Genomic DNA, 13609 nt, shown 5'->3' with positions numbered 1-13609 from the left:
CGTCCGCGCGGGCGCGCGGGCGCGCGGGCTCACGTCCACAGGTCCGCACGGGCTCACGGGCTCACGGGCTCACGGGCTCAGCGCAGCAGCGGTGCCACCCGGCCGGCGACCGGGCGGGTCACCCGGGCGGTGACGCCGGTCGGAGTCCAGCCGATCTGGAGGCGGCCCGCGCCCCGGGGCTCGGGTTCGACGGTCACCAGGTGCGGGGCCAGCCCGTGCCGGTAGTCGATCCGGGCCCGCAGCGGGGCGAAACCAAGCGGCGCGAGCAGCAGTCCCGTGTTGCGCAGCCCCCGCTGGGCGAGGACGAGCACCGGGTGCCGCACCCCGGGGAAGCCACGCAGCGGGACGGGGGCCGCCGCGAGGTCCAGCCGCACCCGGCCCTCGAACACCCCCGGCCGCACCGGGTCGATCCGGAACGGCACCTCCAGCCGTCCCCCGCCGGGCGCCACCGCGAGCGTCGCGGCCTGCGGCCCGACCGGCAGCCGCAGCCCCGGGTCGTAGGTGCGGACCACCAGGTCCACGGCGGCGCCCGGGGCCCGGCGCAGCGAGAGGATCTCGTGCCGGAACAGGGCGCTGGGGAACGGGCTGGTGTCCACCCGCTGGTCGGCGAGGTCCAGTTCGCGGCGGCCCGTCGAGGACGCGGGCACCCGGTCGCCCCAGTAGACCCGGCCGCCGGGGCCCGCCGTCACGGTGCGGGGCGCCACGCCCTGGCCGAGCCCCCGGGCCGCCACCCGCGCCTCGGCGAGCCGTCCGTCCCGCACCAGTTGGAGCACCACCCGCTCGGCGCGGGGCAGCCGGGCGTACGCGGCGGGGGCGAGGGTCGCCAGATAGGGGTTGACCAGGTCGGCGAAGGCGGCCAGCCAGGCGTCGTCGCGGTACGGGAGGTCGCCCGCGTACATCCGGAAGTCGTGCTTGAGGAACTTGTAGTCCTTCTCGGGGCGCAGCCCGCCGTGGCCCGCCTCGGTGAGGAACGCGTCGATGAGCCGCTGGACGCGGACCCGGTCGCGGACGTTGCCGAGCAGATGCCGCTGGTTGGAGATGGAGGCGGCACCGGCGGCGGCGTGCGGGGTGACGTACCAGCGGTAGACGGGGTCGGTCAGCACGGTGAACTCGCGGGCCAGCCCGTACGCCTGGGCGGAGAACAGCTGGTCCTCGTAGTGGATGCCCTCCGGGAAGCGCAGCCGGTGCCGGTCGAGGAAGTCCGCCCGGTACATCTTGCTGGTCGCCAGGTGCTCGAAGAGCAGCCGGGGTTCGGCGGCGATGCCCGGGACGGTGCGCCGTTCGGCCACCAGGTGCGGCATCCAGGTGGACACCCGTCCGGTGTCGGTGCGCACCCGCTCCACCGCGCCCATCACGAAGTCCACCGGGCGCTCCCGGTGCGCGGCGAGCAGGGTGGCGACGGCGTCCGGCGGCAGTTCGTCGTCGCTGTCGAGGAACATCAGGAACGGGGCGCGGGCGATGTCCAGGGCCCGGTTGCGGGGGGCGCTGCACCCGCCGCTGTTCGCGGGCAGCCGCAGCACGGTGATCCGGTCGTCGGCGGCGGCCAGTTCCCGGGCGACGCGCGGGGTGTCGTCGGTGGAGTGGTCGTCGCTGATGACGATCTCGACGTTCCGGTGGGTCTGGCGGCGCACCGACTCCACGGCGCGCGGCAGCCGGGCCGCGTCGTCGTGGACGATGACGGTGACGGTGACGTCCGGCGCGGCGGGCGCGGTGGCGGTGCGCACGGCGTACGGGGAGCGCGGCGCGGGACCGGCGGCGTCGGTGACGGCGCCGGGGGCGGGGGCGGGGGCGGTGCCCGGGCTCGCGTCGGGGGCGGTGTCCGGGCCGTTGCCGGTACCGGGGGCGGCGTCGGGGGTGACGCCGGTGCCGGGGGCGGTGTCCGGGCTCGCGTCGGGGGTCGGGCCGACGGCGGACGAGGGGGTGTCCGGGCCGCCGGGGGGCGAGGGGGCGTCCGGGGGCGGCGGGGTGTCGGGTCCGGTGGCGTCCGGCGGGGTCATGTGGCGTCGGCCTCCTGGGGGGTGGGGACGGGGGGCCGCTCGTCGACCGGGACCACGGGCGGCAGCTCCGCCCCGGCCTCGCCGAGGAAGACCCGGCGCACCACGCGTTCGGCGGCCCGGCCGTCGTCGTAGGCGCAGAACCGGCGGCGGAAGGCGGCCCGGGTCTTCGCGGAGGCCGCGTCCCGCCAGGCGCCGGAGCGGATGACCTCGGTCAGCTCGTCCTGGGTGCGGACGACCGGGCCGGGCGCCTGGGCGGTCAGATCGAAGTAGACGCCCCGGGTCCGCGCGTAGGTCTCCCAGTCGTCGGCGTAGATCACCACCGGCCGGTCGAGGTTGGCGTAGTCGAACATCAGGGACGAGTAGTCGGTGATCAGACCGTCGGCGGCGAGCTGGAGGTCCTCCACCGGTTCGTACGCGGAGACGTCGACGACCCGGCCGTCCCGGCGCAGTCCGGCGAGTTGCGCGGGGGCCCCGGCGCCGCCGTAGAAGTAGTGGCCGCGCACCAGCAGCACGGTGTCCGGGCCGAGGTCGTCGGCGAGCGCCGCGAGGTCGAGCCGGGGCGTCCAGACCGCCTCGTAGTCGCGGTGGGTGGGCGCGTAGAGGAACGCGGTCCGGCCGCGCGGGATGCCGAGCCGTTCGCGGATCTCCCGGATCCGGGCGGGGGTGGCGCGGTACAGGGCGTCGTTGCGGGGGTAGCCGTGGTCCAGGGACTCGTACCGGGAGGGGTAGGCGCGCTCCCAGGTCTCGGTGGAGTGGGGGTTGGCGGAGACGCTGTAGTCCCATTTGTCGACCCGGGCCAGCAGCGCCCGGAAGTTGAGGCCCTTGGCGGCGGCCGGGTACTCCAGCTGGTCCAGGCCCATCCGCTTCAGCGGGGTGCCGTGATGGGTCTGGAGGTGGACGGCGTCCGGCCGTTTGACCACCGCGCCGGGGAAGTTGACGTTGTTGACGAGGTACCCGGCGCGGGCCATGACCTCCCAGTAGCGGGGGGTGCCGGGCACCACGTACGCGGTGCCCGGCGGCAGCAGCGGCACCCGGCCCCGGGCCACCACCCACACCCGGCGGACGTCGGGCGCCAGTTCGGCCAGCTGCGCGGCGACGGCCGCCGGGTTGCAGGCGACGCCCCGGTCCCAGTAGGCGGAGAACACCGCCAGGTCCCGCTCCACCGGCCGGTCGAGGTCCCGCCGGTAGCGGTGGTCGCGCAGCCGGGCGGCGGCCCGGCGACCGCGCCGCCGCAGTTCGCCGTGGACCTCGCGGCGCTTGTGGTTGACGCCCCGCACCACCCGGTACTCCTGGTAGGCGTCCCGGGCCAGCAGCCGGTAGCGGACCCCGTCGAGGCCGTCGGGCGGACGGTGGCCGGGCGGCCGGTGGCGGACGGTGGCCAGGGCGGCGCGGCGGAAGAACTCCCGGGCCACCGGCTCGGGCCCCTCGCCGCGCGCGACGGTCCGCAGCAGCTCGCGCACCATCACCCCGTACAGCGCGTCCCGGACGGCGGACGGCGCGCCGTCGCGGTCCAGCAGCCGCAGCAGTTCCTCGTACCGCTCCACGACCGCGTACCGCCCGTCGGGGGTGGGCGGCGGCAGGCTCGCGGGGCGCAGCCGCCGGTCCTCGACGGCGACCAGGTCGAGGGCGGCGATCCGGCGGGCCCGGACGAGGAGCGCGTACGCCAGGAACTCCGGGTCGGCCCCGGCCCACTCCGGGTGGGCCCGCCACAGCGCGGTGCGCGCCACGCGGGTGCCGAGCAGGGGGGTGGCCTCCAGCAGGTCCGGGCAGTCGGCGAGGGGCAGCGGGGCGCTTCCGGCGCGGGCCAGGAGGGTGCCGTCGGGGGACGGGTGGCCCACCCCGCGCCAGGTGGAGTGGACGTGGTCGAGGAGGAGGACGTCCACGTCGGAGGGCTGGGCGGCGGCGAGTTCGGCCACCGCCCGGGGCGCGCCCGCCGGGAGCCGGTCCTTGGCGGGGACCGCGTGCAGCCAGGGCGCGGTGGCCCGGTCCGCCCCGGCGGCCCGGGCGGCGGCGTCCGGGGTGCCGTCGGGCAGCGGCAGCGGGACGATCCTGGGGTCCCGCGCGGCGAACCGTTCCGCCAGCCGGTGGGCGGCGGCGTCGGTGGTCGCCACGATCACCTCGACGGGCGCGTCCGGGCCGTCCGCCAGCCCCGCGAGGGCGTCCTCCAGGTGCCCCTGGGTGTTCCTGCCGTACACCACCACGCTCAGCCGGGGCGGCGCGTCCGCCGCGCCCCGCACCGGACCGTTGCCGTTATCCGTCACCACGTGCCTCCTCGTCGTCCGGACCTCTTCTTCCCGGACCTCGTCCCCTTCGGACCGGGGCGCCGGGGCCAGGACCCGGTGTCCGGGACCTGGTGTCCGGGACCCGGTGTCCCCGGCCTGTCCTCCCCGGGTCCGGTGTTCCCGGCCCGTCCTCCCCGGGTCCGGGTGTCCCCGGCCCGCCCCCAAGCCTGCTCCGCGCTGCCCCGGCCCGGGGTCCCGGGGTCCCGGGGTCCCCGAGGACCGGGAGTCTCCGCCGCGCCCGTCGCCCGGCTCACGGTCCCACCCGGTACAGCGGCTCGCCGCCCGGGCCGACCGCGACCCGGTGGAGTCCGTCCCCGGGCCACCGGGGGCCGCCCAGCACCCAGCGCACCCGGTACCCGGCCAGGATCCGGGCCCGCTCCCGGCCGTCGGTGCCGGGGGCGTAGTACCGCTCGGTGTCGGCGGTCCGCCGGTCCTCGTCGGACAGCAGGACGTCCGGATAGCCGGGGGCGACGGTGTACGGGCCGTGCGCGGGGATCTGCCGGGCGGGCCAGCGCGACGCCATCACCACGTCCCCGTAGCGCGTCCAGGGGGTGATCCAGCGGTAGCCGTGCCACGGCTCCCGGGCCTTCTGGGCGATCGCCGGGGGCAGCAGGTCGCGGGGCACCGCGTAGCCGAGCGTCCCGGACTGCGCCCAGGCCCCGGCCGTCAGCGCCGCCGCCAGCGCCGCCGCGTACCCCGCCCGCCAGCGGCGCGGACCGTGGGCGAACGGCTCCAGCGCCGCCGCGAGTTGCGCGGGGACCAGCACCGCGGGCAGCGCCCGTCCCCAGGCGAAGTGGCCGCTCGCCCCGCCGAGGACGACGACCGCCAGCCCCAGGGCGAAGAACAGCGCCAGCGGATCGCGGCGGTCGCGCGACCACCGGGCGGCCAGCGCCGGCACCCCGAGCCCGGCCAGCCCGAACCGGACGGCGGTGTCCCGGTACAGCGACCGGTGGATCGGGTCGAGCCCGTCCGAACCGAGCAGTTCCAGCACGTCGTAGTACGGCCACAGCACGACCAGCGCCACCCCCAGGGCGGCGCTCCCGGCGAGCCGGAGCCACCCCGCCCGGCCGGGCGCGGGACGGGCCCCGGCCACCAGCGCCAGCGCCCCCAGCGCGGCGACCACCCCGGTGAACTGGTGCACCAGCGCCACCGTCCCCCACAGCGGCCCCAGCCACAGGAGCCCGGGCCCGGACGCACCGGCGGCGAGCGCCCGCCGCAGCCACGCCCACAGGTGGAAGGCGAGTCCGAGGGCGAGGGTGCTCGGGTAGGAGACGGTCAGCGCCAGCGAGCCGAGCCCGGTGAACCCGCTCCACGCGAAGACCCCGGTCCCCCACAGCAGGGTCAGGCACAGCACGGCCACCGGAACGGCCGCCGTGCGGTCGGTGAGGGTGCGGACGAACCGCCACACCCCGCTGAGCAGCGTCCCGAGCCCGATCAGCGCCGCCACCCGCAGCGCCCCGAAGGTGGACACCCCGGCGAGTTCGGCGCCCACCGCGAGGAGCACGGTCCACGGCGAGTAGTAGGGGCTCGGGGTGTCCGCCGCGACCAGCGGGTTGCCGGGGTGCGGAAGGTCGTGGCGGAGGCGTTCGAGGGTCGCGGCGTGCATCCCGAGGTCGCCGATCCACGGCAGCCGCGCGCCCACCACGACCAGCAGCACCACGAGCACGGCGGCGCTCCCCCAGGCCAGCCGCCGGGCCGCGGCGGCGACGTCCGCCGCGCGCGGGCCCCGGGCCGCCGGGCCGGAGGCCGTCGCGCGCTCCCGGAGCAGGGTCATCGTCCGGCGCGGGCGGCGCGCTCGGCGGGGCGGCGGCTGCCGGGGAGGGTGTCGGGGCCGGGGGTCGCGGGGCGGCGGGTCCCGGTCGGACGGGGGCGGCGGCGCGGGAACACCCAGGTCCGGTAGACCAGGAAGCGGAAGGCGGAGGCGAGGCCGATGGAGAGCGCCTTGGCCGCGTTGGAGGCGAGCGGGCCGGTCATCCCGGCGCCGTGGTAGGCGGCGGAGAACAGCACGCTCTCCAGGAACACGCCGAGTCCGCTGAAGACGAAGAAGAGGGTCACCTGGCGGGGGGTGCGGGCGGCCCGGTCCCGGTAGGCGAAGAACCGGAAGCCCAGGTAGTTGCCGCACATCGCGGCGCAGCTGGCCAGGACGGTGGCGGTCATCGGCCCGGTGCCGAGCGCGTGCAGCAGCAGGTTGAAGACCACGAGGTTCACCGCGACGCCGGTTCCCCCGACGATCCCGAACTTCGCGACCTCCACGGTGAGTCGGCGCAGCCGCCCGGGTCCGCCGGGCCGGGCCCCGGGGCGTCCCGGGGCGGACCGGGCGGCGGGGGGACGGGCGGGAGCCGGGCGATGGGGGCCGGGCGGGCTGCCGGAAACATGGACGGTCACGAACGCACCCCTCGGTCTGACAATCAGCTCCACCATAGACCCATAAGTCACAAATCCCAGTGATTGCACCTATTTGCCCACCCCGGCCCCGCCGAACGCGGTCCCGCGCGGGGTTCACCGCCCCACTCGCGCCGTTCCGGCCGGGGCCCACCGCCTTCCTCAGCCCGGTGGTGGGTCGCCCGCGCAGTTCCCCGCGCCCCTGACGGGGCCCGTAAGGTTCCCACCCACCCCCACCAGGGCGCCCCAAAGGGGCGCGGGGAACGGCGCGAGCAACCCCCGACAGCCCGCAGCGAACAACGCACCCCAGACACCAGCCCCGCCAGGGGCGCGGGGAACGGCGCGGCCAACCCCCGACGACCCGCAGGAAACAACGCACCCCAAGCGGCACCCCCTCAGGGGCGCGGGGAACTGCGCGAGCAACCCACCACCCACCCGCACCGGGCAGGGGCGGACCCCCAGGACCCCAAAAACGCCAACGGGCGCCCACCGCACCGAAAGGTGCGAGGGCGCCCGACCCCGGGGACCGAACCCCAGGGACGACCCCGGAACCGCCCGGGGCGAGGCGGGACCACCGGGGCGGCCCCGCCCCGGTCAGCTGTGCGTGCGCAGCAACGTCCGCATCGTCCGCATCGCCACCGAAAGGTTCGCCAGGTCGAAGTCCTCCGACCCCTGGATCTCCTCCAGCGTCGCCCGGGCCCGCCCGAGGATCGCCGCGTTGGTCTCCTCCCACGCCTTGAACCGCTCCTCCGGCGAGGAGGTCCCGTTCCCCGCCGACAGCACCTCGGAGGTCAGCGCCGCGTGCGCCGCGTACAGGTCCTCGCGGATCGCGGCCCGGGCCATCGACTGCCAGCGGTCGGCCCGGGGCAGCTCGATGATCCGGTCCATCAGCTGGGTGATCCGCAGCCGGTCCGCGAGGTCGTAGTACACCTCGGCGACCGCCAGCGGGTCCTTGTCCACCCGGTCCGCGACCGCGACGATGTCCAGCGTCGGGAAGGCGGAGGAGAACCCGGCGACCCGGGCCGCCAGTTCCTCCGGCACGCCCGCCCCGACCAGCTCCTCGCGGATGCCCTCGTACCACTCCAGGTCCGCGCCGCGCAGCAGCGTCGGCAGCTGCTCCCACACCCGGGCGACCCGGTCGCCGAAGAACTCGATGGTCCCGGCCAGTTCCAGCGGCTGGTGCCGGTTGTTCAGCAGCCAGCGCGTACCGCGCTCGACCAGCCGCCGCGAGTGCAGCCGGATCCGGGTGAGGACGTCCGCCGGGACCCGGTTGTCCAGCGCCTCGACCGCGTCCCACACCGCGCTCAGCCCGAAGATCTCCCGGGCCGAGAGCTGCGCCCGGACGATCTCCTCCAGGGACGCCCCGGTCTCCTCCCGCAGCCGGTGCAGGAAGGTCGACCCGCCGGTGTTCACCGTGTCGTTGACCAGCAGCGTGGTGACGATCTCCCGGCGCAGCGCGTGGCTGGCGATCCGGTCCCCGAACCGCTCGCGCAGCGCCGCCGGGAAGTAGGCGTGCAGCAGCCGCTGGAGGTACGGGTCGTCCGGGAGGCCGCCACGGATCAGCTCCTCCGCCGCGGTGATCTTCGTGTAGGCGAGGAGGACCGCCAGCTCCGGCTGGGTCAGCCCGCGGCCCTGGTTCAGCCGCTCCCGGATCTGCCGGTCGCTGGGCAGGAACTCCAGGCCCCGGTCCAGCTCGCCGTCCCTGGTGAGACGGCGCATGAACCGCTGGTGCGCCTGGAGCAGCGAGGCCGACTGGGCCTGCCCGTTGGCGAGCGCCACGTTCTGCGCGTAGTTGTTGCGCAGCACCAGACGGCCGACCTCGTCGGTCATCTCCGCGAGCAGCTTGTTGCGCTGCTTCAGGGTGAGGTCGCCGTCCGCGAGCACCGCGTTCAGCAGGATCTTGATGTTGACCTCGTGGTCGGAGGTGTCGACGCCCGCGCTGTTGTCGATGGCGTCGGTGTTGACCCGGCCGCCGTTCTCCGCGAACTCGATCCGGCCCAGCTGGGTCAGCCCCAGGTTGCCGCCCTCGCCGACGACCTTGGCCCGCAGCTCGGCGCCGTTGACGCGGATCGCGTCGTTGGCCTTGTCGCCGACCTCGGCGTGGGTCTCGGCGGTCGCCTTGACGTAGGTGCCGATGCCGCCGTTCCACAGCAGGTCCACCGGGGCCGTCAGGACCGCCCGCATCAGATCGGCGGGGGTCATCTTGGCGACGCCCGGGTCGATGCCGAGGGCCTGGCGGATGTGCTGGTTGAGCGGGATGGCCTTGGCCGTGCGCGGGAAGACCCCGCCGCCCGGCGACAGCAGCTCCTGGTCGTAGTCGGCCCAGGAGGAGCGGGGCAGCTCGAACAGCCTGCGGCGCTCCGCGAAGGAGACGGCCGCGTCCGGGTCCGGGTCGATGAAGATGTGCCGGTGGTCGAAGGCGGCCACCAGCCGGATGTGCTCCGACAGGAGCATGCCGTTGCCGAACACGTCACCCGACATGTCCCCGACGCCGACGGCGGTGAAGTCCTCGGTCTGGGTGTCGTGGCCCAGCTCCCGGAAGTGCCGCTTCACGGACTCCCAGGCGCCGCGCGCGGTGATGCCCATGCCCTTGTGGTCGTAGCCCGCGCTGCCGCCGGAGGCGAAGGCGTCCCCGAGCCAGAACCCGTACTCCCCGGCGACCCCGTTGGCGATGTCGGAGAACGTCGCGGTGCCCTTGTCGGCCGCGACCACCAGATAGGTGTCGTCCTCGTCGTGCCGGACCACCCCGCTCGGCGGCACGACCTCCCCGCCGACCAGGTTGTCGGTGATGTCGAGCAGCGCCGAGATGAACGTCTTGTACGAGGCCACGCCCTCCGCGAGCCAGGCGTCCCGGTCGACCGCCGGATCGGGCAGCTGCTTGGCGACGAACCCGCCCTTCGCGCCCACCGGCACGATCACCGTGTTCTTCACCATCTGCGCCTTGACCAGGCCGAGGATCTCGGTGCGGAAGTCCTCGCGCCGGTCCGACCAGCGCAGTCCGCCGCGCGCGACCTTGCCGTAGCGCAGGTGCACGCCCTCCACCCGGGGCGAGTACACCCAGATCTCGTAGGCGGGCCGGGGCGCCGGGAGGTCGGGGATCGCCTGCGGGTCGAACTTCATCGACACGTAGGCGTGGTGGCCGCCGTCCTCGCCGCGCTGGAAGAAGTTGGTGCGCAGGGTCGCCTTGATGACGGTGAGGAACGAGCGCAGGATGCGGTCCTCGTCCAGCGAGGCGACCTGGTCCAGGGCGCCGTCCAGCTCCTCCAGCAGACCGTCCGTCAGCTCCGTCCCGGCGCGCTGCCGCTCCGGCGACATCCGCGCCTCGAACAGCGACACCAGCAGCCGGGTGGTGTGGACGTTGTTGCGGAGGGTGTCCTCCATGTAGTCCTGGCTGAAGGTGGAGCCCGCCTGCCGCAGGTACTTGGCGTAGGCGCGCAGCACCGTCGCCTCGCGCCAGGTCAGCCCGGCGCTCAGGACCAGCGCGTTGAAGCCGTCGTTCTCGGCGGCGCCCGTCCAGGTCGCGGCGAACGCCTCCTGGAACCGCTCCCGGCCGTCCTCGCCGAGGTAGTCGCCGTTGCCGCCGCTCACCGACCTCGGCAGCCGCAGCCCGAAGTCGTAGATCCACGCGGTGGTCCGGTCGGCGCACCGCAGCTCGTAGGGGCGCTCGTCGATGACCTCCACGCCGAGCCGGTTGAGCACCGGCAGCACCGCCGACAGCGAGACCGGCTCACCGGTGCGGTAGATCTTGAAGCGGCGCTCCTCGGGGGCGCTGCCCACCGGCTCGTACAGGCTGAGCGAGAAGTCGTTCGCGGACCGCTTCAGGGCGTCGACGTGCCCGAGGTCGGCGACCGCGGCGCGCGGCGAGTGGTCGGCCTTGTACCCCTCGGGGAAGGCGTTGCCGTAGACGCGCAGCAGCTCCGCCGCGCGCTCCTCGCCGCACTCGGCGTTCAGCGCCTCCGCGAAGCCGTCGGCCCAGGACCGGGCGGCCTCCACCAGCCGCGCCTCCACGCGCTCCCGGTCCGCGTCGCTGAGCACCGGCAGCTCGGTGCCGGGGGCGACCCGCACCACGAAGTGCAGCCGGGACAGGATCGACTCGGTGTTCCACGCGGTGAAGTCGACGCTGGCCCCCGACAGCTCCTCCTTGAGGATGTCGATGATCCGCAGCCGCACCCCGGTGGTGTACCGGTCGCGGGGCAGGTACACCAGCGCCGAGTAGTAGCGCCCGTACTCGTCCTTGCGCAGGTACAGCCGCAGCCTGCGGCGCTCCTGGAGGTACAGCACGCTGGTGGCGATGGCCCGCAGCTCGTCGGGGGGCGTCTGGAACAGCTCGTCGCGCGGGTAGGTCTCCAGGATCTGGAGCAGGTCGCGGCCGTCGTGGCTGTTGGGCGAGAAGCCCGCGCCCTGGAGGACCTCCTCCACCTTGCGCCGCACCACCGGCACCCGGCGCACCGACTCCGTGTACGCGGCGGACGAGAACAGCCCCAGGAAGCGGCGCTCCCCGATGACGTTGCCCTCGGCGTCGAACCGCTTCACGCCCACGTAGTCCAGGTACGACGGCCGGTGCACGGTCGCCCGGCTGTTGGCCTTGGTCAGCACCAGCAGCCGGTGCTCGCGGGCCTTGGCCCGGGCGTCGGCGGGCAGCCTGCTGAACGAGGGGCTGACCGGGTGGTGGTCCTCGGCGCCGTGCCGGGGGTCGGCGCGGAGGATGCCGAGCCCGGTGCCCGCGACGGGCGCCAGCGAGTCGTCGTCCCGCAGGTCGTACTCGCGGTAGCCGAGGAAGGTGAAGTGGTCGGCGGCCAGCCAGCGCAGCAGCTCGCGGGCCTCGTCGACCTCCTGGTCGCGCAGGTCGTCCGCGGTGGGCTCGGTCGGCAGCTCGTCGGCGATGCGCAGCGCCGCCTCGCGCATCTTCTCCCAGTCCTCGACGGCCTCCCGGACGTCGGACAGGACGCGCAGCAGATCGGTGGTGATCTGCTTGAGGTCGGCGCGGTCGGTCTCCCGGTCGATCTCCACGTGGATCCACGACTCGACCAGCGCGTCGTGCGGCAGTCCGGCGCGCGAACCGCCGCCCCGGGCGCCGGGCAGGATCTCCAGCAGCCGTCCGGTGACGTCGCGGCGGACCACCACCTGCGGGTGAATCACCACATGGATGCCGCGTCCCTGCCGGGACAGTTCGTTGGTGACGGAGTCCACCAGGAACGGCATGTCGTCGGTGACGACCTCCACCACGGAGTGGCTGCTCGTCCAGCCGTTCTCCTCGACGGTGGGGGTGTGCACCCGGACGTTCGCCGTGCCCTGCGGACGGTTCTCGGCGAGCCGGTGGTGCGAGTAGGCGGCCCCGAAGACGTCGACCGGGTCGCGGTCGGCGAGGTCCTCGGGAGCGGTGTGCAGGTAGTAGCGCTGGAGGAAGGCGAGCAGGGTCTCCCGGTCCGGAGCCCCCTCCCCCGCCGTCCCGGTCGGCAGCGTGCCCCCGACCGGACTGTTCTCAGCTACCCGGGCGGCCCGTGTGAGCAGCTCGGCCTTGGCTTCGTCCAGCTTGGTCTGCATTGTCCTCTGGCTCCTGTCGCGCGCCGTTGCGTGACGTAGAAAAAGGTGAAGCGGCCCGGCGCCACGGACCGGGGTGCCCGGTCGGGGGTGACGTCGTGCCGCGCCGCGCGATCCGAGGGGCGGGAACAGCAGCCGGATCGGCCACGCTCGTGGTGGCCGGGCGCCCGTCCCGTGCGCGAGGACCAGCGACGGCCCGGGCACGGATGTCCTCCGCGTGCACCGGGCGCAGGGCAGGGGCTACGACGCCCCCGCGGGATATCGCGCTGATCACGGGTCCAGGCTATCGCCCCGGACGGGGGAGCCGTCATGAGCCGTATGTGTACAAAACCGGGGCCCGAACTTTGACACTCCGCACACCTCCTTCCGTGACGGCCCCGGCACCGGCCCGACACGGGCAGGGGGGCGCGCTCCGGCCGTGGTCAGCCGCCCGTCGTCCGCCCGGTGTCCGCCCCCGCGTGTCCCCCGCGCGCCCCCGGCGTTCCCCTGGTGACCCCTTGGCGGGGCTCCCCGGGAGCGGCAGCGTGAGCGGAAACACACCGGCACGGCCCCGGACGCGCGACAGCGACAGCGACAGCGACAGCGACAGCGACAGCGACAAGAACGACGAGTGGACAACAGGACGGAGTGAGGACCCCGATGCCAGCGAAGATCCTGATCGTGACGGGCGACGCAGCGGAGTCACTGGAGGTGCTGTACCCGTACCAGCGGCTCCTGGAGGAGGGGTACGAGGTCCACATCGCCGCCCCCGAGCGCAAGAAGCTGCGGTTCGTGGTGCACGACTTCGAGCCCGGGTTCGACACGTACACCGAGAAGCCCGGCTACACCTGGCCCGCCGACCTGGCGTTCTCCGAGGTGGACCCCGGTGAGTACGCGGCACTGGTGATCCCCGGCGGCCGGGCCCCCGAGTACCTGCGCGGCAACGGGGAGCTCCGCAAGATCCTCAAGGCGTTCTTCGACGCCGACAAGCCGGTGGCCCAGATCTGCCACGGCCCGCTGCTCACGGCGGCGATCGGTTCGCTGCGGGGACGCCGGGTCACCGCGTACCCGGCCCTGGAGCCGGACATGGCGGTGAACGGGGCGGAGTTCCAGGACGCGGAGGCCGTCGTGGACGGCACCCTGGTGTCCTCCCGGGCCTGGCCGGACCACCCGGCGTGGATGCGGGAGTTCCTGAAGGTGCTCAGGAACACCACGGAGTAGCCCTCGCCGGGCCCGGGGCTTCGGGCGTCCGCGCACCTCGCGGTGCGGGGGCGCCCGTTCGGGTTCTCCGGCTTCCCGCCGGTCTGGGTCGCTCGCGCAGTTCCCCGCGCCCCTTTCGAGGCTGCCACCTGGGGTGCGTTGTTTCCCCGCGGGTTGTCGGGGGTTGGCCGCGCAGTTCCCCGCGCCCCTTCGGGGCGCGTCCTTCGG

Annotated in this window: 6 protein-coding genes; 1 reads left to right on the top strand and 5 read right to left on the bottom strand. The window is 74.9% G+C overall.

Annotated elements, in window-relative coordinates; translation table 11 throughout:
* Nucleotides 1–77 precede the first annotated feature (77 nt).
* The 5 genes from ACVWNX_RS22010 to ACVWNX_RS21990 all read right to left on the bottom strand — a co-directional run bounded on the left by ACVWNX_RS22010 (nucleotide 78) and on the right by ACVWNX_RS21990 (nucleotide 12205).
* Nucleotides 78–1997, bottom strand: a complete 1920-nt coding sequence (locus ACVWNX_RS22010; protein WP_454409270.1) for a glycosyltransferase family 2 protein — start codon at nucleotides 1995–1997, stop codon at nucleotides 78–80.
* Nucleotides 1994–4258, bottom strand: coding sequence for a CDP-glycerol glycerophosphotransferase family protein (locus tag ACVWNX_RS22005; RefSeq protein WP_454409268.1), 2265 nt, complete (start codon nucleotides 4256–4258; stop codon nucleotides 1994–1996). Before ACVWNX_RS22005 ends, ACVWNX_RS22010 begins: the two co-directional genes overlap by 4 nt.
* 271 nt (nucleotides 4259–4529) lie before the next feature.
* The gene (locus ACVWNX_RS22000; RefSeq protein ID WP_454409266.1) at nucleotides 4530–6053 is read right to left on the bottom strand and encodes a hypothetical protein; all 1524 of its coding nucleotides are present in this window, start codon (nucleotides 6051–6053) and stop codon (nucleotides 4530–4532) included.
* Complete coding sequence (locus tag ACVWNX_RS21995) at nucleotides 6050–6664, bottom strand: GtrA family protein (protein ID WP_454409264.1); 615 nt, start codon at nucleotides 6662–6664, stop codon at nucleotides 6050–6052. Before ACVWNX_RS21995 ends, ACVWNX_RS22000 begins: the two co-directional genes overlap by 4 nt.
* A 591-nt stretch (nucleotides 6665–7255) precedes the next feature.
* Nucleotides 7256–12205, bottom strand: coding sequence for an NAD-glutamate dehydrogenase (locus tag ACVWNX_RS21990; protein ID WP_454409263.1), 4950 nt, complete (start codon nucleotides 12203–12205; stop codon nucleotides 7256–7258).
* A gap of 636 nt (nucleotides 12206–12841) precedes the next feature.
* Here ACVWNX_RS21990 and ACVWNX_RS21985 point away from each other — a divergent pair.
* Entirely contained in the window at nucleotides 12842–13402 is a 561-nt protein-coding gene (locus ACVWNX_RS21985) for a DJ-1/PfpI family protein (RefSeq protein ID WP_454409261.1), read from the top strand.
* The last annotated feature ends 207 nt before the right edge of the window (nucleotides 13403–13609 follow it).

The sequence above is a fragment of the Streptomyces sp. JNUCC 64 genome, from assembly GCF_054484115.1.
The sequence above is the reverse complement of the archived record's forward strand: the minus strand, read 5'-3'. Positions and strand labels throughout refer to the sequence as shown.

What these genes read in the sequence shown, in the direction of transcription:
- ACVWNX_RS22010 (WP_454409270.1), bottom strand. Translation starts at nt 1,997, where the DNA reads ATGACCCCGCCGGACGCCACCGGACCCGACACCCCGCCGCCCCCGGAC.
- ACVWNX_RS22000 (WP_454409266.1), bottom strand. Translation starts at nt 6,053, where the DNA reads ATGACCCTGCTCCGGGAGCGCGCGACGGCCTCCGGCCCGGCGGCCCGG.
- ACVWNX_RS21990 (WP_454409263.1), bottom strand. Translation starts at nt 12,205, where the DNA reads ATGCAGACCAAGCTGGACGAAGCCAAGGCCGAGCTGCTCACACGGGCC.
- ACVWNX_RS21985 (WP_454409261.1), top strand. Translation starts at nt 12,842, where the DNA reads ATGCCAGCGAAGATCCTGATCGTGACGGGCGACGCAGCGGAGTCACTG.